Raw genomic sequence first — 25,169 nt, 5'->3', positions numbered from 1 at the left:
AGACATGCAGAGACATCGGGCGCGGCGATAGCCTGCGTCCGGGTAACGTTCGGATTGTTTGATTTCCGCCGAAGCAGAAGCCCCGCAAAAAGCATTAGAAATCTAAACTAAATGAGTCAAGTTTGAATCTGAGTGTAATTCTCATGTTTCTGCGCGGCGTGTGGTGAGAGCACGCCGTGACGAGTGTTGGTCGTCGTCACGGCGTGGTTGGTCAGTGGCTCGGTGGTGGGTTTGCGGAAGACGGGGAAGGGGCGACTGTCAGCCTGACGCTGCCGCGGTTGTTGCCGTAGGCGCCCCAGGCATCGTTGGCGAAGCAGTAAAGATAGCCGTCGCCCTTCGGTGTGAATTTCGCCTTGCTGCGGATCAGAAACACCTCGTGGGGCAGTTTGAGAATGCCGTTCTTGGGCGTCTGCTGCTGAGCGGGCGGCGGCACGTCGTTGGCGATCACGCCGATCAGGCTGAACCAGGGGAGCTCCTCCTCGCGACGGGTCCACCAGAAATCCACCTGCTGGTTTCCGGTCGACCATTTCCACGCCTTTTCGAGCTGGCCAAGGCCGCTCGAGGCAATATGGGCAATCTCACCGGCCTGGAAGTTTCCTCCATCTTTCGGGCCATCGGCGTTGCACAGGACCGTGCCATCGGTCCACTCGCCTTTCGCGACGAACGTGTAGGTAATGCCCTTTTGCAGAAAGATGCCGGTGTCGTTCCAGTGGTCGCGTGCGAAGACGTCGACCTCTGCGGGCAGGTCTGCGTTGGCGTGCCGGTAGCGCCCCTGCGACAAGGGCGGGGTGCGGTGCCGCTCGGAGGCGGAGCTGTGCAAATCTTCTGAAGGCGTTGCGGTCACGTGCGGTACGGCGCGCGGTCTCGTTTTCAGCTTGGCGAAGATGCCACTGGCGGAATCATGCAGCACGCCGCGCGGATCCGGCCTCAGCTGGTTTTCAGCCCCTTCGCGGAATACGAGGCCGCAGCTTTTTGCCTCGTTCATCATCCACAGGAGAGCGCCGTCCGAAAGGCCCGTTGCGGCATAGCCACCGCCGACATCACCATGCACGCCCGGGAACCAGACCTGTTTCAGCGTTCCGGTCCAGCCATCCGGCTTGACCCAGAGCGTCGGCATGAAACTTTGGCGGAACTCGTCGAGCGCCACTGCATGGCGGGCGTTGAGGACGGCGGAACCGAGTGTCGTATCGTGAAACTCATGGTTCTCCGGGTTGTCGAGAAGGTTGAGAAACCCCATGTCATCGGGAATGCCGAGCGCGCCGACCGTATCCCAGACGCCGATGAACTGGATGAGCGTTGAGGCATTGCGGGTGCCGCCTGGGGCGACGTTGTGGAAGTGGATCTTGCCGGACTGTTTGCGCTTGGTGCCGGCTTCGCTCTTGGCGCGGTACTCCGTGAAAATCGCCTCGATCGCCTTCCAGGTTCCCTCTTCGTCGAGCTTAGAGGCTTTGATATCCAGAAGGCCGCATTTGGAGATCATGCCTCCGAGGCTGCGGACCGTGTAGGCGCCACGGCTGAAGCCGAACAGATAGATTTGATCTCCGGATTTGTAGGTGCTGGCAAGCCATTTGTAAGCGCCCTTGATGTTGTCAGCGAGACCCTTGCCGGTACCGCCTTCCACCGCACGTCGCCACCAGGTTCCGTCTGTGCCGACACCGGGGTGATAGTAGGCATCCTGTTTGATGCCAGCGGCATCCTTGTCGGCGACCGCATTGTAAATCTTGCGAACATTGGTCGGGCTAGGCTGGCCGCCATCCATATCGTCGGGCGTGTTCCAGGTGCCGTCGCAGCAGAGAATAAGGTTCATTGGTCGTTCCCCCTCGATCCCCCATGGATCAGAGATATATAAGATTGTATCGAATTAAATTGCAACTTTGGTGTGTGGATGAGCGCGTTGTAGTGTGCATAATCAGGGCGCTGCTCCCGTTCCGGGCTTGTCGTGGGGAAGCGGCTGTGGCCAAGGTTCACGCAAACCAACAAGCGAGAGACAAGCATGGCCCCCGTTCCATCCGACATCGAGATCGCCCGCGCGGCAAAAAAGAAACCGATCGCGGACATTGGCGCGTCGCTTGGCATCTCTCCCGAGGCGTTGGTGCCCTACGGCCATGACAAGGCGAAGATCGGGGCCGATTTCATCGGCTCGCTCCAGGGCCGCCCCGATGGCAAGCTGATCCTCGTGACGGCGATCAATCCGACGCCGGCGGGCGAGGGCAAGACGACGACCACGGTCGGGCTTGGCGACGGACTGAACCGGATCGGCAAGAAGGCCGTCATCTGCGTGCGCGAGCCGTCGCTTGGGCCCTGCTTCGGCGTCAAGGGCGGGGCGGCCGGCGGCGGTTATGCGCAGGTCGTGCCGATGGAAGACATCAACCTGCACTTCACCGGCGACTTTCACGCCATTACCTCTGCGCACAATCTCCTGTCGGCGATGATCGACAACCATGTCTACTGGGGCAACGCGCTCGACATCGACACGCGCCGCATCACCTGGCGGCGGGTGATGGACATGAACGACCGGGCGCTGCGCCAGACCGTGACCTCGCTTGGCGGCGTGTCGAACGGCTTTGCGCGCGAAAGCGGCTTCGACATTACCGTCGCATCCGAAGTGATGGCGATCCTCTGCCTGGCGCAGGATCTGGCCGACCTTGAAAAGCGGCTCGGCGATATCGTCATCGGCTACCGGTTCGACCGCTCGCCGGTCTATGCCCGCGACATCAAGGCCGACAAGGCGATGGCGGTGCTTTTGAAAGACGCGATGCAGCCGAACCTGGTGCAGACGCTGGAAAACAATCCGGCGCTGGTGCATGGCGGGCCGTTCGCCAACATCGCCCATGGCTGCAATTCCGTGATCGCCACCAAGACGGCGCTGAAGCTTGGCGACTACGTGGTGACGGAAGCGGGGTTCGGAGCGGATCTGGGGGCCGAAAAGTTCTTCGACATCAAGTGCCGCAAGGCAGGCCTGAAGCCCGATGCGGCCGTGATCGTTGCGACCATCCGGGCGCTAAAGATGAATGGCGGCGTGAAGAAGGACGATCTGGGAGCCGAGAATGTCGAGGCGCTGACGCGCGGCTGTTCGAACCTCGGCCGTCACATCGCAAACGTGCGCAAGTTCGGCGTGCCGGTCGTGGTCGCGATCAACCACTTCATCTCGGATACCGATGCGGAAGTGGCGGCGATCAAGGAATACGTCTCGCATCACGGCGCGGAGGCGATCCTCTGCCGTCACTGGGCGGAAGGTTCCGCCGGCATCGAGGAACTGTCCTACAAGGTGGTGGAACTGGCCGAAAGCGGCGCCGCCGCCTTCAAGCCGATCTATCCTGATGACATGCCGCTGATGGAGAAGATCGAGGCGGTCGCCACCAAGATCTATCATGCCGGCGAGGTGACGGCGGAAAAGGCGGTGCGCGATCAGCTGAAGGCCTGGGAAAGTGCTGGTTACGGCCATCTGCCGGTCTGCATCGCCAAGACGCAGTATTCGTTCTCCACCGATCCCAACCTGCGCGGTGCGCCGGAAGGGCATGTGGTGCATGTGCGCGAAGTGCGGCTGTCGGCCGGCGCCGGCTTTATCGTGGCGATCACCGGCGAGATCATGACCATGCCGGGCCTTCCAAGCGCGCCTTCGGCCGAGCGGATCCATCTCAACGCGGATGGGCTGATCGAGGGGTTGTTCTAGGCCTTATAGTTCTCAGCGGGTTTTCTCCGGATCGTCCTTTCCTCTCGCCTTCGCGGGTGAAGGGCAACGTCATGCGTCTGTCACACCGAAATGGTCTGCTTGCCCTTACTCTTCAGGCACTGGCGGTGACCCGACGATTCGGGGCCGGCCATCGGGAACATCAGGATGGATCTTGTTCTTGCGACACTCGCCATGGCCCTTCTGGCGATCAATCTCTTCAGCATCGCTATCGCCGGCCGGCGACTTTCGCATCGGGACAAGGCGAGCGACACGCCGGCGGTGATCACGCCGGACGGTGTCTCGATCGTCATTCCGGTGCGCGGCATCGAGGCCTATTCCAGCCTGACGCTTGCGCATGCATTCAAGCTCGAATGGCCCGATTACGAGCTGATCTTCTGCGTGCAGGACGAGGGCGATCCGATCATCGGGGAAATCCGTGCCGCAATCGCCGCGCATCCCGCGGTGCCGGCGCGGCTGCTGATCGGCGACGACCGGATCAGCGCCAATCCCAAGCTCAACAACTGCGCCAAGGGCTGGCACGCGGCGCGCCACGAATGGGTGGTGCTTGCCGATTCCAACGTGCTGATGCCGAAGGACTATATCCAGAACCTCGTCTCCGGATGGCGCGCCGATACCGGGCTTGTGTGTTCGACACCGATCGGATCGCGGCCGGACGGGTTCTGGGCCGAAGTGGAATGCGCTTTCCTGAATACGCTGCAGGCGCGCTGGCAATATGTCGGCGAGGCGCTAGGGCTCGGCTTTGCGCAGGGCAAGAGCATGCTGTGGCACAAGCCGTTTCTGGATGCGGCCGGCGGCATCCAGGCGCTGGCGGCCGAGATTGCCGAGGACGCGGCGTCGACCAAGCTCGTCAACCGCCACGGCAAGAAAGTCCATCTGGTCTCGGCGCCGTTCGAGCAGCCGCTCGGGCGTCGCGGGCTGGAGGAAATCTGGTCGCGCCAGACGCGCTGGGCCCGGCTGCGGCGGGTGACGTTTCCGCTGTTCTTCACGCCGGAGATCCTGCTCGGGGCGCTGCCGCCTCTGACGCTTGGGCTGATCGCTGCCGTCCTGCTGGATCTCAATTCGGCAGCGGTGGCCGCAACCGTGTTCGCCGCAACCTACCTGCCGGAACTGGCCCTTGCGCGGGCCAAGGGCTGGCGGCTTTCGATCCTGTCGCTGCCGGCGATGATGGTGCGCGACGTGATGCTGCCGGCAATCTGGATCAGAAGCTGGCTTTCCGGATCGTTCGAATGGCGCGGCAATGCCATGACGATCGGCACGCAGGAAAGCCGGCTGACCGGCTCCTCGCCGGCCTGACCCTGGCCCTCAACGGCTACTCGCAGATGCGGTAGCCGCCATCCCTGTCGATGATGTCGAGATGAAGGTGATCCTCGTGGGCGGCATCGCTGCCGGGTGCGAGAACCGTGGTGAAATGCAGGCATGCGCCGGCGGTGGCGGTCATCTGGAAGGCACCTTCCAGCGTGTGATCGTCCTCACGCCGTTTCATCACGACCTTCTCGCCATTGTCTAGCTTGAAGGCGGCGACATCGAAGGCGTTGCCGCGTCCATGCTCGGAGATCTTGCCGGTCGAGGCGCTGTTTCTGAGGCGGCACTGGTAGGTGGAGCCCGGGACAAGACCGGTGATCTTGCGGCCCGGCATGGCGATGTTGAGCGCGGGCTGGACCGTATCCTTCAGCCAGTGGGCCATGGTCAGCGCCGTCTTGCAGCGCATAGTGGCGCCGCCGAGATCGACGCCGGGCAGAACCTGCGCCACCTCGATCGGCTGCTTGATGCCGCAGCCATTGCCGTCGTCGATCGGTTTGACGGATTCGAACTTGGCACCGATGGCACCGAGGTCTGCAAGGCAGGCTTTCAGTTCTGCGGCGTCTTCCTCGACGAGAGGCGGAGGAGGCGGGGTCTCGGCCTGTTCCTGCTTTTCGTCCGCAGGCTTGTCGGCCGGAGTTTTGTCATCAGCGGCCTTGTCCTGCGGTGCCTTGTCGTCTGGCTTGGCGGCGTCCGGTTTGGCAGGTTCAGTCTTGCCGTCGTCGCTCGATGCAGCGGGCTTCTGTTCTGCGGGTTCTTCCGGCTTGGGAGTGGGGGTCGGGATGGTTTCTTCAGGAGCTTTACCGGTCTGTTCCGGGCTCTGGGTCTGTTCGGGGGCCGGGACAGGTGGCTCTGCGGGGCGCTCTGCAGGCTTCTCCGCAGGGGTTTCGGGCGGGTTCTCGGGCTTTGCTTCGACGGGCTTTGCGGCGACCTCAGGTGTAGCAGCGGCTGCGGCCGTTGCCGCCGTTGCCTCGGGCACGGGTTCACCACCCGGCTTCGCCATGGGAAGCGGAACGGTAGCGAGGGCGGGGGCGGCGTGGATCGCGGCTCGGCTCTGGTTCTGGGCACCCTGTGCGGGGCGGGTCGACTGGTTTTTGCCGGACGAGGATTTGCGCGTCGACTGTTTGCGGGTGCGTCCGGCATCGCGCATGAACTGGTCGATGATGTTGATTTCGACAACGTTCGGCGTCGAGCCTTGCGGCGCTGGGCGGGCGGGCAGAGGGGCGGCACCCAGTGTCAGCGGTGCGCTCATTGCCAGCGAAGTGCTTAAAGCGAGAAGGCATAGAGTATGCTTCATCCTTCGGTCGTCCTTTCCCATGTTTCGGAGACGCAACGCGGATGACCCTGTTTTGGTCGCATTGTGGCCAAATAAATCCACTTGCGCGTTTGCCGGAGCCGCGCTAACAATTCGCTCCATGATGATTTCGATGAACAACAACGGTAACTGGTGGTGGGCACGCTGACGCGGCCTTGACCAGTCATGTCCATCGACAAGACTACGACCAAGCCGCCCGATTACCGAGGCGGCTTTTTTATTGGCCGCTTCTCAAAATCCGGGCAGATCAACAGGGATTTTAGAGGCAGACATGGCGACGATCATTCACGACGACGGGTCCGAGACCTACGAGACCAAGGGCGGAATCAGCGTCAGCCGCGCCCGCAGGCCGGCCGAATATGCAACCGCGATCTCGTCTTACGTCGACCGGCTGGACGAGCGCCGCGGCGCGGTGTTTTCCTCGAACTACGAATATCCGGGGCGCTATACCCGCTGGGATACGGCGATTGCCGATCCGCCGCTCGGCATTACCTGCAACGGCCGGGCGATGTGGATCGAGGCCTATAACGGTCGTGGCGAAGTGCTTCTGTCGTTTATCACCGACAAGCTTGCGACGATTTCCGACCTGACGCTCGGCGAGCGCACCGACCGCCGTCTGGATCTGACCGTCAACCAGCCGTCCCGCGTGTTTACCGAGGAAGAGCGCTCGAAGATGCCGACGGTGTTTACCGCGCTGAGAGCCGTCGTCGATCTCTTCCATTCGGATGCGGATTCGGCGATCGGTCTGTTCGGGGCTTTCGGCTACGATCTTGCGTTCCAGTTCGATGCGATCAAGCTTTCGATGCAGCGTCCGGAAGACCAGCGCGACATGGTTCTCTATCTCCCCGACGAAATTCTGGTCGTCGACCACCATGCGGCAAAGGCTTGGGTCGATCGCTACGACTTTGCCAAGGACGGCGTGACGACGGAAGGCAAGGCGCAGGATATCGCGCCCGAGCCGTTCCTGCGCACCACGGTGACGCCGCCGAAGGGCGACCACAAGCCGGGGGAATACGCGAGCCTCGTTACCCGCGCCAAGGAAAGCTTTCGCCGCGGCGATCTGTTCGAAGTGGTTCCGGGCCAGAAGTTCATGGAGCGCTGCGACAGCAATCCGTCGCAGATTTCCAACCGGCTGAAGGCGATCAACCCGTCGCCCTATTCGTTCTTCATCAATCTCGGCAACCAGGAATATCTGATCGGCGCATCGCCCGAAATGTTCGTGCGGGTGTCCGGCCGTCGCATCGAGACCTGCCCGATTTCGGGCACGATCAAGCGCGGAGAGGATGCGATTTCCGACTCTGAGCAGATCCTGAAGCTGCTCAATTCCAAGAAGGACGAGTCGGAGCTGACCATGTGCTCCGACGTCGACCGCAACGACAAGTCGCGCGTTTGCGAGCCGGGTTCGGTCAAGGTGATCGGCCGCCGGCAGATCGAGATGTATTCGCGGCTCATTCATACGGTCGACCATATCGAGGGACGGCTGCGTCCAGACATGGATGCGTTCGACGGGTTCCTGAGCCACGCCTGGGCGGTGACCGTGACCGGTGCGCCAAAGCTGTGGGCGATGCGGTTTGTCGAGGCCAACGAAAAGAGCCCGCGCGCCTGGTATGGCGGCGCGATCGGCATGGTCGGCTTCAACGGCGACATGAACACGGGACTGACGCTGCGCACCATCCGCGTCAAGGACGGCATTGCCGAAGTGCGCGCCGGTGCAACGCTGCTCAACGATTCGGATCCGCATGAGGAAGAGGCCGAGACCGAGCTGAAGGCATCGGCGATGATTTCGGCAATCCGCGATGCGCGCGCCGGCAACACGGCCAAGGCTTCGCGCGACGTCGCCAAGGTGGGCCAAGGCGTGAAGATCCTGCTGGTCGACCACGAGGACAGTTTCGTCCACACGCTTGCCAACTACTTCCGCCAGACGGGGGCGACGGTCTCGACCGTTCGCTCGCCTGTGCCGGAAGAGGTGTTCGAGCGGATCGATCCGGATCTCGTGGTTCTGTCGCCGGGGCCGGGCAAGCCGAAGGATTTCGACTGCAAGGCGACGATCAAGGCGGCGCGGGCAAAAGACCTGCCGATCTTCGGCGTGTGCCTTGGCCTGCAGGCGCTGGCCGAAGCCTATGGCGGCGAGTTGCGGCAGCTGGCTTTGCCGATGCACGGCAAGCCGTCGCGCATCCGGGTTCTGGAGCCCGGCATCGTGTTCTCCGGTCTCGGCAAGGATGTCACCGTCGGGCGCTATCACTCGATTTTTGCCGATTCGTCGACGCTGCCCACCGATTTCATCATCACCGCCGAAAGCGAGGATGGCACGATCATGGGCATCGAACACGCCAAGGAGCCGGTCGCGGCGGTGCAGTTCCACCCGGAATCGATCATGACGCTGGGCGGCGATGCCGGCATGCGGATGATCGAGAACGTGGTGGCGAACCTTTCGAGAAAGCGCGCAACGAAGGCGGCGTGATGGACGATGCCGACGCGATCGGTGGCGCTGACGGCGTCACCATCGAACAGCTCACGGACGAACATATCGAGGGCTTTCACAAGGCGCTCGATATCGTCTGCCGGGAGCGGCGCTACATGGTGTTTCTGCGTGCCCCGCCGATCGACGAGATGCGGGATTTCGTGCGCGAGAGCGTGGCTGCTGGCAATCCGCACATCGTCGCGGTCGCTGACGGTGAGGTCGTCGGCTGGTGCGATATCCGAAGGCTGGAGCGCGATGTGCATGCTCATCGCGGCCTGCTCGGCATGGGCATCATTCCCGGGTTTCGCGATAGAGGCCTAGGCCGTCGGCTGATCGTTAACGCGGTCGAGGCCGCCAACCGGTCCGGCATTCACCGCGTCGAACTCGACGTGCATGCGGACAATCACCGGGCGATCGCGCTTTACCGGAAGGTGGGATTTCAGGTGGAGGGCGTGGCGCGCGATGCGTTGAAGATCGACGGATGCTACCTGGACAGCGTGCGGATGGCGCTGATCTTTACCTGACGCCTGGTCTCTGACGCCCGATGCCCGCCTGCGACGATGCCCCGTTGTTGATAACGTCTGACGACGAGCATACCCGGCGACTGGACGCGCAAGACCGGCTTTGACAAACCGCGAGGCTTGCGCCATACAGCCGGCCATTATTCGAAACCGCCGCTGCGAGACGCTCTCGCCGCGGCGGTTTCGTCGTTTTGGGCATAGCTTCCTGCAAATCGCTTGCAGATGCAGGAGGATGATTAGTGAAGACGGGTATGGGCGATATGGACAGAGTGGCAAAGGACGACAAAAAGGTCGAGAGACTGGCGATGTGGGGCATCCCGATCTCGATCGGCGTGCTGTTCCTCAAACTTGCTGCGTGGTGGGTAACCGGCTCGGTGGCGCTGCTGTCGGACGGTCTGGAATCACTGGTCAACGTGGCGGCGGCATTTATTGCCTATTTCGTCATCCGCTATGCGCAACGGCCGGCGGACGATGACCACCACTTCGGCCATCACAAGGCGGAATACATATCCGCCGTGGCGGAAGGCGCGTTGATCGTGCTGGCGGCGATCCTGATCATTCAGGAAGCCTGGGGCGCTCTGGGCGCCCCGAGCATGCCGGAGACGCCATGGCTCGGGCTTGCCATCAACGCTACGGCAGGCGGAATCAATGCGGTCTGGGCGACCGTGCTAATCAGGGTCGGACGGTCGCACCGGTCTCCGGCGCTTCTGGCAGACGGCCAGCACATCATGTCGGATGTGGTGACGTCGGCCGGCGTATTCGTCGGTCTGGTGCTCGCGGTTCTGACGGGTTACCTGATCCTTGATCCGCTGCTTGCGATCTTCGTCGCCTTCAACATTCTCTGGCAGGGTTACAAGGTCATCACCCACTCGCTGGGCGGGCTGATGGACAAGGCGCTGCAGCCGGAGGAGGAAGCGGCCGTGCGTGCGGCGATCACCGCCCATTGCGACGGGGTTCTCGATGTGCACGATCTGAAGACGCGACGGGCGGGATCGGCTGCGTTTATCGATTTCCACCTGGTGGTGCCATCGCGAATGTCGGTCGGCGAAGCTCACGAAATCTGCGACCGCTTGGAAGATGCGATCAAGGAGGCTATTCCCGGTGCCACCCTGGCCATCCATGTGGAGCCGGAAAGCGAACACGCGCATGGCAAGCGTGTTGCCATTGAAAGCCATGCGAATCTGAAGGGAATTTAAAATGACGATGACAGATGTCAGCGGACTGTCGCAGCTCGGCAATCAGGTCGAGGCCCCAACGAGCCCCGAGACGGCGGTTCTGGAAAAGGTGCCGAACGGCAACCAGGGCACGGATTATGTGGTGCGCTTTACCGCACCCGAATTCACCTCGCTATGCCCGATGACCGGCCAGCCGGATTTTGCCCATATCGTGATCGACTATATTCCCGACGGGTTTCTGGTCGAATCAAAGTCGCTGAAGCTGTTCCTGCATGCGTTCCGCAACCACGGCGCCTTTCACGAGGACTGCTCGGTCTATATCGGCAAGCGGATCGTCGACCTGCTCAATCCGAAATGGTTGCGGATCGGCGCTTATTGGTATCCGCGCGGCGGCATTCCGATCGACGTGTTCTGGCAGACCGGCGAAGCGCCGAAGGGCGTGTGGTTGCCGGATCAGGGCGTGGCGACCTATCGGGGACGTGGGTAAGATTTATTGGCAATTAGCCCGGCACGCACCGGGCTAATTGCGACACTCAACCCGTTCGGGGAGAGGGCCATTCCGCCTCAGACATTCATGTTGTCGTCGCCGCCGAAATCGCCGCCGCCGAAGTCGGACTGATCGTCGTTGCCGAAATCGGCCTGTTGCCAGCCGCCGTCATTGCCACCGGGATCGGGTGTTGCGTCGTTGCCGTTATCTGCGTCCGTATTGGAGGCCTCACGGATTGCGTCGTCGCCGATATAGGTGTTGTTGATGACGGTTTCCTCGGTTGGGCCGCCTGTGAACGGATTGGCTTCGGCTGCGGGATTGCCCAAGCCGAGGCCTGACATGTGGTTGCCGAACAGGCCCGAAAGCGAATTGGCAAGCAGCATGCCGCCCGCCACGCCGGCGGCCGTGCCGAGTGCACCACGCAGGAAGCCGCCGCCAGCGGACGGGGCTTGTGCCTGCGGATAGCCTTGTGTCCCCTGCATCTGTGATGACCAGGGACCTGACGGGGCGGGTGCTGCGCGATAACCGTCGTCGTTGCCGCGGTATGGCTGCTGATATCCCGGTCGCGCACCCCAGGGGCCGGATGGCTGCTGGCCGGCCTGTTGGGACGGCATTTGCGGTGCCGGAGGGCGAGGCGCCTGACCGGAGCCGAAGATCGAGCTCAGGAAACCGCCGCCCTGTTCGTCGCGCCTGATGTCGCTTTCGCCGGCCTGAAGCTGCTTGACCTGTTCTTCGAGTTCGCGGATGCGGGCGGATGCGGCCTCAAGGCCCTTCTCCTGAACGATCACCGCCTGGGCGAGGTAATAGGCGGCATAGGGCTGCTGGCGGGTCGCGTCATCGATCAATGTCTCCGCGTCACGGTCGCGCGGGGTGGTCGAGGCTGTTTTTACGCGATCGAACAATGCGGTCAGAAGCTGGCGTTCTTCCGGTGACATGGTCTCACTCCTTGTGGACGTCCCAAGCGGCCGTCATCTGACAAGGAGTTAGTCGGCATTTTCGGGATTTCAAACCCGCTGCCGGGTTAAATCTTGTTCATGTAGAACATGCGCCGCCTGACACTATGATTCAGGCGGCGCAGCCTATCTTGTTGTAATATCAGCCGAATGCGAGCGTCAGGCCGAGCACTGCGGTTGCTGCGCCGAGGATGCGGGTTACAGCTGGCGCAAAGCGCGCGATACCGAGGCCGAGCGCGATGCCGGCTGCGTGAAGAAGAGCTGTCGCGATGACAAAGCCGAGGCCGAACTGAAGCGCACCGGCGCTGCCGAGTTCGCCGCCATGGGCATGGCCGTGGAACAGCGCAAAAACGCCGACGATTGCAGCGCAGGCGGCTGTCGGAAGCTTGACGGCGGTGGCGACCAGAAGACCGAGTGCGATGACCGAGGCGAGGATCGCCGGTTCAACGAAAGGCAGATCGAGACCGGAGACCGCGAGCACGAAGCCGAGCGCCATGGTGCCGACGAATGCGGCAGGCACGGACCAGATGGCCTTGCCGCCGATCTGTGCTGCCCAGAGGCCGACGGCGAGCATGGCAAGCACGTGGTCGAGGCCGAAGATCGGATGCGAAATGCCGGCCATGAACGAGCCATGTGCTTCAGGATCGAGATGGGCAAAGGCTGGAGCGGCAGCAACGACGACTGCGCCCGTTGCGAGCGAAATATGCTTCAGCGCGGTTTGGAAAGGTCTGGTCAACATTTTGATCCCCGATGAAATACATGATGCGTGAAGCGTAAAACGATAGGCAAGAGCAGTCACCGCGTCCATTGCCAATTGTAACGATCCGGCGATGCGGACTACGTCATTCACCTTAGTCGTTGGAAGCTTGCCATGTTCAGGCCGGGGTGCATTGTTTTGTGACCGCGAACACATTATGTCCCGTATATGAATTTCATGCAGGAGACTTTGACCGTGCTGAACGACGAAGACGACACAGAAGACAAGACGAAGGAACTGCCGCTCGGTAAGGAAACGGAGGCGAATCTTTTCAAGTCGCGTTCGATCTTCATCTACGGAGCGATCACCCAGGAACTGGCGCAGAAGGTCAACACGCAGCTCGTGGCACTTGCCGCAGCCAGCGACGAAGACATCCGCATCTACGTGAATTCCCCGGGCGGCCATGTCGAGTCGGGTGATTCGATTCATGACATGGTCAAGTTCATCAAGCCGAAGGTCTGGATGATCGGCACTGGCTGGGTCGCTTCTGCAGGCGCCCTGATCTATGTGTCGGTTCCGAAGGAACGCCGCATCGCGCTGCCGAACACCCGCTTCCTGCTTCATCAACCATCTGGCGGTACGCGCGGCATGGTCTCCGACATCGAGATCCAGGCCCGTGAAATCATCAAGATGAACGAACGCCTGAACAAGATCATGGCAGAAGCAACCGGCCAGCCGATCGAAAAGATCGCAGCCGATACGGACCGCGACTACTGGCTGTCGGCACAGGAAGCCGTGGCCTATGGTCTCGCATCCAAGATCGTGACGTCGCAGAGCGAAATCTGATCCAGACGTCGTTCTGACAAATCAAAATCCCTCGTCGGCTTCAGGCCGGCGGGGGGGTTTGCGTTTGAGGGCAATCGTTTCAGGCGCGGGTAGGGGCCGAGAGGTCCGGATGACCCGAACCCTTTCGACCACCGCGCGATATCAGGCGAGCTTGCGGGTGGGTACGGCGGTTGCCGGGACGCGGCCCTGCTGCCAGTGGGCGGCAAAATCCATGAACGCATCGGGCGACATCGGCTCCGCGAAGGCATAACCCTGCAGCACCTGGCAACCGAGGCCACGCAGGATATCCATATGGGCTTCCGTTTCGACGCCCTCGGCGACGATCTCGATCCCTTGCGAACGGCCGATCTCGATGATCGAAGCCACAAGCCGGTGCTGGGGACCCGACGCCTGAAGCGGCGAAATCAGCTGCCGGTCGATCTTCAGCCGCTTGGGGCCGAGTTCCAGCAGGCTGACGATCGAAGCGTGTCCGGAGCCGAAATCATCCAGCTCGATATCGATACCCAAATCCTTCAGCGTGCCGATGATCTTGCGCAGGCCGCGGTCGTTTCCTTCAAACGAGATCGATTCCAGAAGTTCGAATGCAATGCTGCCCGGCGCAAACGACAGGTGCGACAGCTGCTCCAAAAGGTTTTCGTCCTTCAGGCGCTGGGCCGAGACATTGACAGAGACCCTTGGGACGGCAAGCCCGCGGGCACGCCAGCGGGTGGCCTGGAACAGCGCTTTTTCGAGAATGAGCGCGTCGATTTCACCGGAGCGATGAAGACCTTCGGCGATATCGAGAAACGCTTCGGGCGCGAGCAGGCCGCGGGTCGGGTGGACCCAGCGGGCCAGCGCCTCGACACCGACGATATCGAGGGTGACGGCATCGAACTGCGGCTGGAAGAAGGGAACGATCTGGTCGTTCTCGATTGCCGCGAGAAGCTCGTCGGACGTGCGCTTTACCTGGATCGCCGTCAGAAGCAGGGACTCGGAAAACACCTCGGCGCGGTTACGGCCGCGTTTCTTGGCCTCGTACAGTGCGACGTCGGCATTGATCAGCAACTGGCGCGGTTCTTCGCACGCAAGCGTCTGCATGGCGATGCCGGCGCTGCAGCCGACATGGCATTCCTGGCCGTCGATCGTCATCGGTTTGGCGATCGCCTTGACGATCGAGCGGCCGAGATGTTTTGCGCGCTCTTCCGGGGCTGGGCCGCTGGTGACGACCACGAATTCGTCGCCGCCGATCCGCGAGACGAATTCGTCATGGCCGATCAGTTCCAGGAGCCGGGCCGTCGTCTGGCGCAGGACCTCGTCGCCGGCCGCGTGGCCGAGCGTGTCGTTGACTTCCTTGAAGCGGTCGAGATCGAAATGGATGAAGGCCAGGCGGTGACTGTGCGTCGTCGCGTTCGAGGCTTCCATGAACTGGTCGAGAAAGCGCCGGTTGGGAAGGCCGGTCAGGGCGTCGTGCAAGGACTGGTGCTGCAACGTGCGGCGAGTCGCGCGCAACCGCTCGTTCTGTTCTTCAGCGCGGGCGCGCTCTTCCCGCAGTTCGATCTGCAGATTGACGTCATCAGTGACATCCCAATTGGCGCCAACGACGCGTTCGACGCCTCCCGATGTTTTGTAGGCCTTCCCGTGCGCGCGGATGTGACGGATCTCGCCCGAAGGTCGGACAATCCGGAACTGGGTAATATAGGGCTCGGTGGCACCGATGACCTCGTTCAGCCGATTTTCAGCCGTCTCGATATCGTCCGGATGAACAGTCGAACGCCAGTCCTCGTAGGTGAAGATGTCCTTGCCCGGAGGCGCAGAATAGAGGTCCTTGAGCCGCTCGTCCCAGAAAAGGCGGTCTGTGGCGCCCTCGTATTCCCAGACGCCGATCTGCGACGCTTCGAGTGCCAGCGTCAACCGGTGGTGAATGGTCTCGAACTGCTCCTCCCGGTGTTGCAGATCGACGATGTGGCGATTGCGCTGCCTCATCAAGATCCCCACCCAGATCATCGGGGCGACGATGCAGAGTGCGATCAGCGTCGCGTAGGCATAAAGCCAACCGATATCCGGCGGGGTCGTGTTCCAGCCGGCTTTCGGGACCGCTGCGAGATACCAGGTGTCGTATCCGAGCTCGATGCGGGCACGAACCGCATCGGCGGAGAAGATCGCCGGGTCACCGGTAAAGACGTCCTTCGCAACCGGTGCCGGCCGCCTGGAGATCGCGATGCTGAGGGGTTGCCGTTCGGTATCGAGGTCGATGTCGCGGAACAGGCGCTCCACGTCGATCACGCTCGAGACGATGCCCCAGAAATGTCCGTTGGCTTGCGAAAAAACCGGGTAGCGGGCCAGCAGTCCCAGTCCGCCCTGAGCGAGTTCGACAGGTCCGGCGATCGTGGTGGACCGGCGCTTGATCGCCTCCATGACGGACACTGACCGTTTGGGGTCGGCCGTGTAATCTCGTCCGACAAGCTGCTTGTTCTGGTCGTAAGGGTAGACGTACCGGATCACAAGATCGGGTGCCACGGCGACGTTCTTCAGCTGCGAGGGAACAGCGAAAACTCGCTCGGAGAGCGCCGCAAACTGCGTTTGCGTGATGGATGGGTTTGCAGCGATCGCGGCAACGAGACCCTGGACCAGATTGACGTTGCCGCGAATATTGGTTTCGAGGCTTGAGGACACGCGCGCCAGTTGTTCCGACGCGACGAGCCGCTGCTGCGCCATGTATTGGGCGCGCTCTTCCAGATCGGCCCGGACAATTCCGAAAATGACCGCGGCGACCATAATGAAGGCGGGCAGATACCAGCCGAACCGGTAGAATCGCCGTTCCCGGCTTCGGCCGGGCTTTATCATGGAGGAAGAGAAGAGCATGCAATGTTCCAACAGGTCTCCCGCCAACATTTCAGACAAGGCTTAATTTAGTCTGAGATGGAACGGCGCCGGACGGGTCGTCGAGCCGAAATACTGGTCTAAACTCTAATATTTTTGAGAAATCCGGCCCTTTATACATGACTGAAAATCGGAAAAAATCAGTCGGCTTGGTCATCTCATGGGCTTGTCTCGCGGCGGCCGGTCGTGCTCCATGCACCCTTCACCGCGTCGGGTTCTCATCATGTTCAAAGACTTCTCTTTTTCCGCCCTGACGATGGGGATGCTGACCGCGTTTGTCGGTTTCGTCAGCTCGTTTGCCGTGATCATCCAGGGTTTGCAGGCAATGGGCGCCAATAGCGATCAGGTCGCCTCCGCGCTCCTGGCGCTTTCCCTGGCGCTCGGCATCCTTGCCGTGAGTTTCTCGGCCGCTCTCAAGATGCCGATCAGCATTGCATGGTCGACGCCTGGTGCCGCTCTTCTCTCGGGGATCGGGATGATCGAGGGTGGATTTCCCGCAGCCGTCGGCGCCTTCGTCATCTGTGGCGGGCTGATCATGCTGTCGGGCCTGTTCCAGCCGCTCGGGCGCGCGATCCGGATGATCCCGGGGCCGCTTGCCAACGCGATGCTGGCCGGTATCCTGCTCGGCCTGTGTCTCGCGCCCGTGAAGGCGGTGGCGTTCGACCCGATGCTGGGACTGCCGATCGTGCTGACCTGGGCGGTCGTCGTGTCGCGCTGGCGGCTTCTGGCCGTGCCGGCCTCGCTTGCGGCGATGATGCTGGTGCTGATCTTCGGCGTCGACCTGCCGGCAGATACGCTGAGCCAGATCGGCGCTGCGATCCATCCGCAATTCGTGTTCGTCGAGCCGGTCTTCACCTGGCACGGCGCGATTTCCGTGGCGGTGCCACTGTTTATCGTCACCATGGCGTCGCAGAACATTCCCGGCATCGCGATCCTCAAGGCGCACGGATACGAGCCGCATCCCGGACCGATGTTCGTGGCAACCGGCGCCCTGTCCTCGCTTGTCGGCGTTTTTGGCGGCGTGCCGGTCAACATGGCGGCGATCACGGCGGCGATGTGTGCCAGTACCGACGCTCATCCGGATCCCGCCCGGCGTTACGTAGCGGCGATCATCGGCGGCTTCAGCTACGCGGCGCTGGGGCTGGTGGCCGGCGGCATTATCGCCTTCGTATCGCTCGCGCCGCCGATCCTGTTGCAGGCAGTCGCCGGGCTCGGGCTGATCGGCGCGTTCTCGAACGCGGCATACGCCGCCTACCACAATCCCGCTACCCGCGAGGCTGCGGCCATCACCTTTATGGTCACCGCTTCCGGAATCGCCTTCGCCGGGATCTCAGGGGCGTTCTGGGGTCTGCTGGCCGGTGGCGTGATGATGGGTTTGCAGAAGGCTCTCAGACGCGAAAGATTGCCTTGAGAGGGAACCGCGGCCGTCGTTGCAACATCAAATGCCGTTCGAAAGTGCACTTGCACGTTCTCTGCCCGCCCGCTATAGATTTTCCCATGACCATGACAGGTGCGATCATGTCCGACCGTTTGCCGACCCGCAGCTTCGCTGCCGGGGCGACGGTTTTCGCGCCTCTCTCGCTTCTTAGCCTCGACCTTACACTCGGTTGCCGGGTCCGTTGAGGAGCGCCCGGCGGCCGAAAGCCCGCCGGCGTAAGAGCTCCTCGCAAGATTTACCGATATAGCTGAGACAGACCCTGAGAGGTCGCCATCCTCACCAAGCAGGCCCCAAAAGTGCGGCGCGCGGCGGATGGAAAGGACGAGGACTTGAAGACCATGGACGCCAAGACTTCCAACGTGACTACTGCAAACAAGGCTAAGGGTATGGCCGACGCGGCGGTGAAATACCGTGCCTATCCCGCCATCAATATTCCCGACCGGACCTGGCCGTCGAAGGTGATCGACAAGGCGCCGATCTGGTGCTCGGTGGACCTGCGTGACGGCAACCAGTCGCTGGTCAACCCGATGGGCCACGATCGCAAGGCCCGCATGTTCAAGCTGCTCCTGGATATGGGTTTCAAGGAAATCGAGATCGGTTTCCCGTCGGCTTCGCAGACCGATTTCGACTTTGCCCGTTGGTGCATCGAAGAGGGTGGCGTTCCCGACGATGTGTCGATGCAGGTACTGGTTCAGTGCCGGCCGGAACTGATCACCCGCACGTTCGAATCGCTGGAAGGCGCCAAGCATCCGATCATCCACTTCTACAACTCGACATCGGAACTGCAGCGCCGTGTGGTGTTCGGCAAGGATGTCCGCGGTATCAAGCAGATCGCCGTCGACGCGGCGAAGATGATCACCGACATGGCTGCCAAGGCCGGCGGCGATTACCGGTTCGAATATTCGCCGGAAAGCTTCACCGGCACCGAGCTGGAAGTGGCGCTGGAGATCTGCAACGCAGTCATCGAGGTGGTAAAGCCGACCGCTGACAACAAGCTGATCCTCAACCTGCCCTCGACCGTCGAGATGGCGACGCCGAACATCTATGCCGACCAGATCGAATGGATGTGCCGCAATATCGACAATCGCGAGAACGTCATCATCTCGCTGCACCCGCACAACGACCGCGGCACCGGGATTGCCGCGACCGAGCTGGCGCTGATGGCCGGCGCCGACCGCGTCGAAGGCACGCTGTTCGGCAATGGCGAGCGCACCGGCAATGTCGACGTCGTGACGCTGGCGCTCAACATGTACACGCAAGGCGTCGATCCGGGGCTGGACTGCACCGATATCGAGCGCATCAAGGACGTCTACGAATATTCGAACGAAATGGTCATTCCCGAGCGCCATCCTTACGTCGGCGAACTGGTCTATACGGCGTTTTCCGGCTCGCACCAGGATGCGATCAACAAGGGCATGAAGGCGATCAAGACGGCCAACCATCCGGTGTGGGAAGTGCCTTACCTGCCGATCGACCCGCGCGACGTCGGCCGGTCCTACGAGGCGATCATCCGCATCAACTCGCAATCGGGCAAGGGCGGCATCGCCTATATCCTGCAGCAGGATTACGGCATCAACCTGCCGCGCAACTTGCAGGTTGAGTTCCGCGAGGACATCCAGCGGATTACCGACGAAGAAGGCAAGGAAGTCGCTTCCAAGCGTATCCATGAGCGCTTTATCGAGCGCTATGTGGACCAGCCTTCAGCACGGCTGAAATTCGTCGATCACCAGACGTTCCCGGCCGGGATGGAGCACAAGGGCATCCGCGTCGTTTCCGCCGAGATCACCGATGGTGGTGAGACGAAGACGATCGAAGGCCGCGGCACGGGCCCGATCGACGGGTTCATCAATGCGCTGTCGGCCTATCTCGGGATCGAGTTGTCGGTGAACGAGTATTCGGAACACTCGCTGCAGCATGGCTCGAACGCCTCGGCGATCGCCTATGTGGAGGTCGAGCATCCGGGTGGCAAGCTGTTCGGCGCCGGCATCAACAACAACATCGTGACGGCATCGCTCGACGCGATCGTGTCGGCCGCCAACCGCGTGTTGGAAGAACGCGGCCGGTAAGCCGGGGCCTGTAGGGTATCAGAAGACACAAGCCGCATCGCTAGCCGATGCGGCTTTTTGCTGGGATAAGATCGGGCGGATCGGCTTCGATGCAGGCCGGAGGCTCAGATTAGTCCCGCGGCCTTGGCGGCGATCTCGTCGAGATCGGCGGCGGAGGAGGGGCCGACGACGACATAGGTCGCGAGCGGCGTGCTCCAGGACACAAGACCCGTATCGGCGCGGATGTCCTCTACCGGTTTGTTGGTGTCCGGACGGGTCTTGGAGAAGGTGATCGCGATGATCTCTCCCTCATCGCCGCGGCGGTAGAGGAGGAGGCCCGAGGGGCGGTTGTCGGCGGTGAAAAGCCGTGCGCCGGCGAAGGTCAGCCCGCTTTGCGACAGGTCCGGAATGCGAAAGGCGATGCCGGTGCCTGTGGTCAGCCATGCGAGGATATCGCCGGGCCTGTCGGCACCGATTTCCACCAGACGATCGGGCAAGCGGGTATAGAGCCGGTAATGGGCGACGACGTCGTCAAGCCAGTCCCGCGAATCGAGCTGCACTTCCGAGCCGCCGAGACGGGTCGATCCCGGCTGGGTGCCGAGCGCATAGCCGATGCCGCCGCCGAGGCAGAGACTGAGAATGCATGCGACAAGGGCCTGCGTTCTGCTTGGCTTGAACGAGAGTGACTGGCGCTTTTTGTCATCAGGCAGCCTGATCGCGCGGCGCGGCAGCGGTGCGTTCTTGATGGTGCGGACGAGTTCGAGCGGCAATGGTTCCTTCATGGCATCGTCGAAGACGCGCCGGCCGTAATCCGTGCCGCGTTTCAGGTTGTCATGCAGGGCCCGCGCCTGCGGCTCGTTGACCAGAAGCGCTTCGATCTCCTGCCGTTCGTGTTCGTTGGCTTCGCCATCCAGGAAGGCCGAAATGCGCTGTTCGAGCGCGGACGAGGAAGCACTGGCTTTCATGCGCGGCGCTCCGATGCTTCCGGCGCGATTTCCGACAGTCTGAGCCGTGCAGAACACAGGCGTTCGGCGAAGGCCTGTTCCGGAATGCCGAGTATAGCAGCCGCCTCGCCATAGGCGAATGCCTCGACGTCCACGAGAAGGAAGACACTGGCGAGGCCTGAGGGCAGGGACAGCAGGATCTGATCCGATGTGGCCATCGTGGAAATTTCGGTAGCCGATACGACGCCCTGTGCCTTCGGGGTGGAGGACGGCTGGGTCTTGCGGCGCTTCTTGATCTCGTCGGACCAGGCTGTGCGCATCAGGCTGAACAGCCAGCTTTCGATGCGGCCTTCGCCCTTCCAGTGATGGCTTTTCTGGATTGCACGCGAACAGACTTCGCGCACCAGCCTGTCAGCATCCTCGGCGGTGCCTGCAAGCGTCAACGCGAAACGACGAAGCCTCGGCAGCAAGGCTACGAGGTCACGGCGAATGTCCATGGTCTGGGTCGGATTGTTCATGCGGAAACAAGCTTAACGGGGCTATGCGTTATGATTACGGCCATCTCGTTAAGCTATGAATCGAATGTGATGCATTTGCAACAGGCGACGCAATTAATCTACAAGATTTCGACGGTCTCGGGCTGGATCGCCGGCATAGGCAGTGGTTGATCGCCATAAAAGACGTGGCTGCTGTCCAGCGCAATGCCGTCACCTGCCTGCGTCAGCCCATAGCGTTCACAAACCAGGTTCCAGTTGCCGGGTTCGCCCGACAGCGAAAACAAGTTGTAGGAAGCAGGTGGCTTGTGGCCGCCCGGACCCTGCGAGGCGGACGCGATACCGACGACCGGCACGGGCCGGTTATGGGTCTTGAGTTCGTAGACGGTGTTAAGATGCGTATGGCCGTGCAACACCAGTTCGGCGCCGCCGGTCGAGATGGCCGCAGCAAATCGACGGATGCCGATCATACGCTTGTGCGATGACGCCGCGCCGTGGATCGGCGGGTGGTGAATCATCACCACGCGGAACAGTCCGCGTTCGCCGGCTTTCTTAAGAAGGTTCACTGTTTCGCGCGCCTGGCGCGGGCTGAAATAGCCGGATGCGGAAAACGGCGGCGTCGCGTTGGATGTGGAGCAGCCGATGATGGCGATCGGGCCACGCTCCCGGTAGGTCGGGAAGATGTGATCGTCCTTCGGCCATTCGCCCGGATCGTCGTCGCTTTTCACGAAGGGATACCAAGCGGCAACCGACTTGTCGTGAGCGCCCGGCACATAGGCGTCGTGATTGCCCGGCACGACGGTCGTATCGGCGGGTTCGCCGATCGTATCGAGCCATTCGCGGGCCAGCCGGGTTTCGATCTTGGTCGCCAAATTGACCAGATCGCCTGTGATGAGCAACTGGTCCGGCTCTCGGTCCTTCATGTCGCTCAACAGCAGATCCAGCGTGTTGACGAGAAGATGCTTTCGGCGGGTGCGGTGCCAGTTGACGAAACCGGTGATGCGTTTTGACAGAAGCTCGCGCATCGTCAGCCGCGGAAGGGGCCCCAGGTGGATATCGGAAATATGCGCGAACTTGAACATGGCGAAGACATAACGCATGAGAGAGCAATTGGTACCGAATTTATCGCCGCTCCCGAAGTTATGAAGTGGAACGCCTGAATGGTTGAGCAGGGCATTCCCGAAGTTACCGGCGGCCGGGCCCGCATTCTCGTCTGGCTGATGCACAAGGCGTTCATCGTCACACGAGGCATGACGATGGGTGTGCGGGCCGCCTGTTTCGACGACGAGGGCCGGATTTTCCTGGTGCGCCACACCTATGTCCCGGGATGGTATATGCCCGGCGGCGGCATGGAACGCGGCGAAACCGCGCTTCAGGCGCTGCACAAAGAATTGCGGGAAGAGGGCAATCTGGAAGTCCTGGGAGTGCCGGAGCTTTTCCACGTCTACCTGAACCGCAACGCATCGAAGCGCGACCACGTGCTGTTCTACAAGGTCAACGTCAACCAGACGGCGCCGCGCGCCGCGGATTACGAAATTGCGGAAAGCGGCTTCTTTGCCCTCGACGCGCTACCGCCTGAGGTCACCCAGGCGACAGCGCGCCGATTGCAGGAGCTTTCGGGAAAGATCGAGAAGGGGGAGTACTGGTGAGAGTTACCCGCTTTCCTACCCCCGCCCATGCGGTGCGTCGAGATCGAGCTCTGGTCCTGTGGGGACGATGCCGGTCGGGTTTATGGTTTTGTGGCTCTCGTAGTAGTGGTGCTTGATGTGGAGGAGATTGCAGGTCTCGGCCACGCCCTCGTGCTGGTAGAGATCGCGCAGATAGGCTGAGAGGTTCGGGTAGTCGGCGATGCGGCGGATGTTGCATTTGAAGTGGCCGACATAGACCGGATCGAAGCGGATGAGTGTGGTGAACAGCCGCCAGTCGGCTTCGGTCAGCTTGTCTCCGAGCAGGTAGCGGCTTTTCGAGAGACGGGTCTCGAGACTGTCGAGCGTTTCGAACAGCTTTGAGACGGCCTCTTCATAGGCGTCTTGCGTGGTGGCGAAGCCGGCCTTGTAGACGCCGTTGTTGACGGTGTCGTAGATGACCGCGTTGATCTTATCGATCTCACTGCGCAGATCGTCTGGGTAGAAATCGACATCGGAGCCGGTGATGCCGTCGAAGGCGCTGTTCATCATGCGGATGATTTCGGCGCTTTCGTTCGAGACAATCGTGTTCTGCTGCTTGTCCCAAAGGACCGGAACCGTGACGCGGCCGGAATAGGCGGGATCGGCTTTCAGATAGACCTGGTAGAGATAGTCGGAGCCGAACAGGGCGTCGCCGGTTGCGCCGTCGCGTTTGCGGAATTCCCAGCCGTTTTCCAGCATTAGGTAATCGACGACGGAGACCGAGATCAGATCCTGCAGCTTCTTGAGGTTGCGGAAAATCAGCGTCCGGTGCGCCCAAGGGCAGGCGAGCGATACATAGAGATGATAGCGTCCGGCCTCGGCCTTGAAGCCGGAGGTGCCTGACGGTCCGGCGGACCCGTCGGCTGTCACCCAGTTGCGGAACTGTGATTCGGAGCGCTTGAAATGACCCTTGCTGGCCTTGGTGTCGTACCAGACGTCGTGCCACTTGCCGTCTACCAACATGCCCATTGCAATCTCCTTGGTTGTCTTTCTGTTAGATACGACAAAGCCTGACAATGACGAGGTGCGATTTTGTAAACGCTGCGTTTTTGGATTGGACGGGTGGAATATTTTCTGATAGCTCGCTTGTCACGATTGTTCGGGAACAGCCAGAGAATGACCGAAGTGCGGACACTGCGACGACGCTGAAGATCGACCACGACGCCTGAAAACGCGTCGCGATATCGCTCGTCCTGTCTGCTCTCTCCTTACGGCTTCGGTTCTCCATGTCCCTGCATCTTGTTGCGTCGCAATCCTCAACATCCCAGAATTCTTCGTCCGAAAACACCCCCAAGTCCATGGCGAAACACGACCTCGTCTATCTGACCGAGGATGCGTCTCACGATGACATCATCGAGGTGATCAACGAGGAAGCGTTCGGCCCCGGTCGGCATGTCCGCGCTGCGTCCCGCATTCGCGAGCAGGGGCCGCATGACCGGTCGATCTCGTTTGTCTGCGCTGACGATGGCGAGACGATCGCTTCGGTGAGGATGACGCCGGTTCTGGCGGGAAGCGTGAAGGGCCATATGCTGGGCCCGCTGGCGGTCAGGCCGTCGCACAAGAACCTCGGGATTGGCCGCGAACTGGTGCGGATCGCCATCGATGCCGCCCGCCGCCATGGATCGGAAGCCGTGATCCTGATCGGCGATCCGCCCTATTACATGCCGCTCGGCTTCGAGAAGGTGGCCTACGATGCGCTCGATTTTCCGGGACCGGTCGATCCGGGGCGGGTGCTGGTCGTGCCGCTCAAGGACGGTGTGCATGACGGGCTGAAGGGCGTGATCGGCTGGCGGGAGCTGTGATCCGTCAGGACTTCGCGCCAAGCCCTTGATCTAGAATCGTTTTTCCAGCCACGTTACATCATGTCCGCCGGCGAGGCCTTCGAGCTTGCCGATCGGGTGGTAGCCGAGCTTCAGATACAGCGCGAGTGCTGCCGGGTTCATCGTATCGATATAGGCTCCGATACAGCCGCGCTTGGCCGCCTCCGCTTCGGCCATGGTCATGAGGCGGGCGGCGAGGCCCTTGGCGCGCATCAATTCCGGAATGAACAGCATCGAGATGTAAAGCCAGCCGCGGCCGGTATAGCCGACGAGGCCGCCTGCGATATCGCCGGCCGTATCACGTAGCGGGATTGCCAGTTCGCGGCGGTCGCTCGCGCCGAAGCATTCGATGTTGAAGGCTTTCAGCTTGTCGAGGATGATGTCTTCATCCTGCTGCGAGATGCCTTCGACGATTTCCAGATCCATATCCATGCTCCCAGATTGCGGCCGAGAT

Annotated in this window: 21 protein-coding genes; 11 read left to right on the top strand and 10 right to left on the bottom strand. The window is 61.6% G+C overall.

Annotation, left to right across the window (positions count from 1 at the left end):
* Positions 1–211: 211 nt before the first annotated feature.
* Entirely contained in the window at positions 212–1,807 is a 1,596-nt protein-coding gene (locus ACQY1K_RS11475) for a DUF2235 domain-containing protein (RefSeq protein ID WP_174196397.1), read from the bottom strand.
* 186 nt (positions 1,808–1,993) lie between these two features.
* Between ACQY1K_RS11475 and ACQY1K_RS11470 the strand changes: the two genes are divergently transcribed.
* Positions 1,994–3,673 (top strand): formate--tetrahydrofolate ligase, encoded by a 1,680-nt coding sequence (locus tag ACQY1K_RS11470; RefSeq protein WP_430257403.1) that lies wholly within the window; start codon positions 1,994–1,996, stop codon positions 3,671–3,673.
* Positions 3,674–3,838: 165 nt separating this feature from the next.
* The gene (locus ACQY1K_RS11465; protein WP_430257402.1) at positions 3,839–4,987 is read left to right on the top strand and encodes a ceramide glucosyltransferase; all 1,149 of its coding nucleotides are present in this window, start codon (positions 3,839–3,841) and stop codon (positions 4,985–4,987) included.
* Between the two features lie 16 nt (positions 4,988–5,003).
* On the opposite strand, the gene ACQY1K_RS11460 is transcribed toward ACQY1K_RS11465, so the two are convergent.
* Positions 5,004–6,290: an extensin family protein gene (locus ACQY1K_RS11460; protein ID WP_430257401.1), complete on the bottom strand. Its 1,287-nt coding sequence runs from the start codon at positions 6,288–6,290 to the stop codon at positions 5,004–5,006.
* Between the two features lie 289 nt (positions 6,291–6,579).
* On the opposite strand from ACQY1K_RS11460, the gene ACQY1K_RS11455 reads away from it, so the two are divergent.
* From ACQY1K_RS11455 to queF, 4 genes are all read left to right on the top strand, one after another.
* Positions 6,580–8,769, top strand: coding sequence for an anthranilate synthase (locus ACQY1K_RS11455; protein WP_430257400.1), 2,190 nt, complete (start codon positions 6,580–6,582; stop codon positions 8,767–8,769).
* Complete coding sequence (locus ACQY1K_RS11450; RefSeq protein ID WP_430257399.1) at positions 8,769–9,293, top strand: N-acetyltransferase family protein; 525 nt, start codon at positions 8,769–8,771, stop codon at positions 9,291–9,293. Before ACQY1K_RS11455 ends, ACQY1K_RS11450 begins: the two co-directional genes overlap by 1 nt.
* Positions 9,294–9,550: 257 nt before the next feature.
* Positions 9,551–10,486, top strand: a complete 936-nt coding sequence (locus tag ACQY1K_RS11445) for a cation diffusion facilitator family transporter (RefSeq protein ID WP_062457901.1) — start codon at positions 9,551–9,553, stop codon at positions 10,484–10,486.
* A 1-nt stretch (position 10,487) separates the two neighbouring features.
* Entirely contained in the window at positions 10,488–10,952 is a 465-nt protein-coding gene (gene queF / locus ACQY1K_RS11440) for a preQ(1) synthase (RefSeq protein WP_062455655.1), read from the top strand.
* Positions 10,953–11,029: 77 nt separating this feature from the next.
* On the opposite strand, the gene ACQY1K_RS11435 is transcribed toward queF, so the two are convergent.
* Together ACQY1K_RS11435 and ACQY1K_RS11430 are read right to left on the bottom strand one after the other, a co-directional pair.
* Positions 11,030–11,887 carry a DUF2076 domain-containing protein gene (locus ACQY1K_RS11435; RefSeq protein WP_430257398.1) on the bottom strand — a complete coding sequence of 286 codons (858 nt, stop codon included), beginning with the start codon at positions 11,885–11,887 and terminating at the stop codon, positions 11,030–11,032.
* A gap of 160 nt (positions 11,888–12,047) precedes the next feature.
* Positions 12,048–12,644, bottom strand: coding sequence for a HupE/UreJ family protein (locus tag ACQY1K_RS11430; RefSeq protein ID WP_062455661.1), 597 nt, complete (start codon positions 12,642–12,644; stop codon positions 12,048–12,050).
* Between the two features lie 216 nt (positions 12,645–12,860).
* Here ACQY1K_RS11430 and ACQY1K_RS11425 point away from each other — a divergent pair, with 216 nt between their 5' ends.
* A complete protein-coding gene (locus ACQY1K_RS11425) occupies positions 12,861–13,448 on the top strand; it encodes an ATP-dependent Clp protease proteolytic subunit (protein WP_062457904.1) in 588 nt (195 codons plus the stop codon).
* 141 nt (positions 13,449–13,589) lie between these two features.
* On the opposite strand, the gene ACQY1K_RS11420 is transcribed toward ACQY1K_RS11425, so the two are convergent.
* On the bottom strand, positions 13,590–16,289 hold the full coding sequence (locus tag ACQY1K_RS11420) for an EAL domain-containing protein (RefSeq protein ID WP_162728320.1): 2,700 nt from the start codon (positions 16,287–16,289) through the stop codon (positions 13,590–13,592).
* A 241-nt stretch (positions 16,290–16,530) separates the two neighbouring features.
* Between ACQY1K_RS11420 and ACQY1K_RS11415 the strand changes: the two genes are divergently transcribed.
* Positions 16,531–17,718: a benzoate/H(+) symporter BenE family transporter gene (locus ACQY1K_RS11415; protein ID WP_062457907.1), complete on the top strand. Its 1,188-nt coding sequence runs from the start codon at positions 16,531–16,533 to the stop codon at positions 17,716–17,718.
* Positions 17,719–18,083: 365 nt separating this feature from the next.
* Positions 18,084–19,811 carry a 2-isopropylmalate synthase gene (gene leuA, locus ACQY1K_RS11410; RefSeq protein ID WP_430258986.1) on the top strand — a complete coding sequence of 576 codons (1,728 nt, stop codon included), beginning with the start codon at positions 18,084–18,086 and terminating at the stop codon, positions 19,809–19,811.
* A gap of 104 nt (positions 19,812–19,915) precedes the next feature.
* Here leuA and ACQY1K_RS11405 read toward each other — a convergent pair whose 3' ends face one another.
* From ACQY1K_RS11405 to ACQY1K_RS11395, 3 genes are all read right to left on the bottom strand, one after another.
* Positions 19,916–20,755 (bottom strand): anti-sigma factor family protein, encoded by an 840-nt coding sequence (locus tag ACQY1K_RS11405; RefSeq protein WP_062455670.1) that lies wholly within the window; start codon positions 20,753–20,755, stop codon positions 19,916–19,918.
* A complete protein-coding gene (locus ACQY1K_RS11400; RefSeq protein ID WP_062582897.1) occupies positions 20,752–21,252 on the bottom strand; it encodes an RNA polymerase sigma factor in 501 nt (166 codons plus the stop codon). The genes ACQY1K_RS11405 and ACQY1K_RS11400 overlap by 4 nt, the downstream gene beginning before the upstream one ends.
* A gap of 98 nt (positions 21,253–21,350) precedes the next feature.
* Entirely contained in the window at positions 21,351–22,310 is a 960-nt protein-coding gene (locus ACQY1K_RS11395; protein WP_062583179.1) for a metallophosphoesterase family protein, read from the bottom strand.
* Positions 22,311–22,388: 78 nt separating this feature from the next.
* On the opposite strand from ACQY1K_RS11395, the gene ACQY1K_RS11390 reads away from it, so the two are divergent.
* A complete protein-coding gene (locus tag ACQY1K_RS11390) occupies positions 22,389–22,877 on the top strand; it encodes an NUDIX domain-containing protein (RefSeq protein ID WP_113110758.1) in 489 nt (162 codons plus the stop codon).
* Between the two features lie 15 nt (positions 22,878–22,892).
* Here the strand turns inward: ACQY1K_RS11390 and ACQY1K_RS11385 are convergent, their stop codons facing one another.
* Complete coding sequence (locus ACQY1K_RS11385; RefSeq protein ID WP_430257397.1) at positions 22,893–23,864, bottom strand: glutathione S-transferase family protein; 972 nt, start codon at positions 23,862–23,864, stop codon at positions 22,893–22,895.
* A 329-nt stretch (positions 23,865–24,193) separates the two neighbouring features.
* Between ACQY1K_RS11385 and ACQY1K_RS11380 the strand changes: the two genes are divergently transcribed.
* On the top strand, positions 24,194–24,697 hold the full coding sequence (locus ACQY1K_RS11380; RefSeq protein ID WP_062455683.1) for a GNAT family N-acetyltransferase: 504 nt from the start codon (positions 24,194–24,196) through the stop codon (positions 24,695–24,697).
* Between the two features lie 30 nt (positions 24,698–24,727).
* Here ACQY1K_RS11380 and ACQY1K_RS11375 read toward each other — a convergent pair whose 3' ends face one another.
* Positions 24,728–25,147: a GNAT family N-acetyltransferase gene (locus tag ACQY1K_RS11375; RefSeq protein WP_325262214.1), complete on the bottom strand. Its 420-nt coding sequence runs from the start codon at positions 25,145–25,147 to the stop codon at positions 24,728–24,730.
* Between the last annotated feature and the right edge of the window lie 22 nt (positions 25,148–25,169).

Origin of the sequence: Neorhizobium sp. IRS_2294 (genome assembly GCF_050500145.1) — a bacterium.
Taxonomy (GTDB): Bacteria; Pseudomonadota; Alphaproteobacteria; order Rhizobiales; family Rhizobiaceae; genus Neorhizobium; species Neorhizobium soli.
This window is presented reverse-complemented; position numbering and strand designations above follow the sequence as displayed.

Bases quoted from the DNA above. Each gene is read 5' to 3' on its own strand.
- ACQY1K_RS11475 (WP_174196397.1), bottom strand. From the start codon at position 1,807: ATGAACCTTATTCTCTGCTGCGACGGCACCTGGAACACGCCCGACGAT.
- ACQY1K_RS11470 (WP_430257403.1), top strand. From the start codon at position 1,994: ATGGCCCCCGTTCCATCCGACATCGAGATCGCCCGCGCGGCAAAAAAG.
- ACQY1K_RS11465 (WP_430257402.1), top strand. From the start codon at position 3,839: ATGGATCTTGTTCTTGCGACACTCGCCATGGCCCTTCTGGCGATCAAT.
- ACQY1K_RS11460 (WP_430257401.1), bottom strand. From the start codon at position 6,290: ATGAAGCATACTCTATGCCTTCTCGCTTTAAGCACTTCGCTGGCAATG.
- ACQY1K_RS11455 (WP_430257400.1), top strand. From the start codon at position 6,580: ATGGCGACGATCATTCACGACGACGGGTCCGAGACCTACGAGACCAAG.
- ACQY1K_RS11450 (WP_430257399.1), top strand. From the start codon at position 8,769: ATGGACGATGCCGACGCGATCGGTGGCGCTGACGGCGTCACCATCGAA.
- ACQY1K_RS11445 (WP_062457901.1), top strand. From the start codon at position 9,551: ATGGACAGAGTGGCAAAGGACGACAAAAAGGTCGAGAGACTGGCGATG.
- queF (WP_062455655.1), top strand. From the start codon at position 10,488: ATGACGATGACAGATGTCAGCGGACTGTCGCAGCTCGGCAATCAGGTC.
- ACQY1K_RS11435 (WP_430257398.1), bottom strand. From the start codon at position 11,887: ATGTCACCGGAAGAACGCCAGCTTCTGACCGCATTGTTCGATCGCGTA.
- ACQY1K_RS11430 (WP_062455661.1), bottom strand. From the start codon at position 12,644: ATGTTGACCAGACCTTTCCAAACCGCGCTGAAGCATATTTCGCTCGCA.
- ACQY1K_RS11420 (WP_162728320.1), bottom strand. From the start codon at position 16,289: ATGCTCTTCTCTTCCTCCATGATAAAGCCCGGCCGAAGCCGGGAACGG.
- ACQY1K_RS11415 (WP_062457907.1), top strand. From the start codon at position 16,531: ATGTTCAAAGACTTCTCTTTTTCCGCCCTGACGATGGGGATGCTGACC.
- leuA (WP_430258986.1), top strand. From the start codon at position 18,084: ATGGACGCCAAGACTTCCAACGTGACTACTGCAAACAAGGCTAAGGGT.
- ACQY1K_RS11405 (WP_062455670.1), bottom strand. From the start codon at position 20,755: ATGAAAGCCAGTGCTTCCTCGTCCGCGCTCGAACAGCGCATTTCGGCC.
- ACQY1K_RS11400 (WP_062582897.1), bottom strand. From the start codon at position 21,252: ATGAACAATCCGACCCAGACCATGGACATTCGCCGTGACCTCGTAGCC.
- ACQY1K_RS11395 (WP_062583179.1), bottom strand. From the start codon at position 22,310: ATGTTCAAGTTCGCGCATATTTCCGATATCCACCTGGGGCCCCTTCCG.
- ACQY1K_RS11390 (WP_113110758.1), top strand. From the start codon at position 22,389: ATGGTTGAGCAGGGCATTCCCGAAGTTACCGGCGGCCGGGCCCGCATT.
- ACQY1K_RS11385 (WP_430257397.1), bottom strand. From the start codon at position 23,864: ATGGGCATGTTGGTAGACGGCAAGTGGCACGACGTCTGGTACGACACC.
- ACQY1K_RS11380 (WP_062455683.1), top strand. From the start codon at position 24,194: ATGGCGAAACACGACCTCGTCTATCTGACCGAGGATGCGTCTCACGAT.
- ACQY1K_RS11375 (WP_325262214.1), bottom strand. From the start codon at position 25,147: ATGGATATGGATCTGGAAATCGTCGAAGGCATCTCGCAGCAGGATGAA.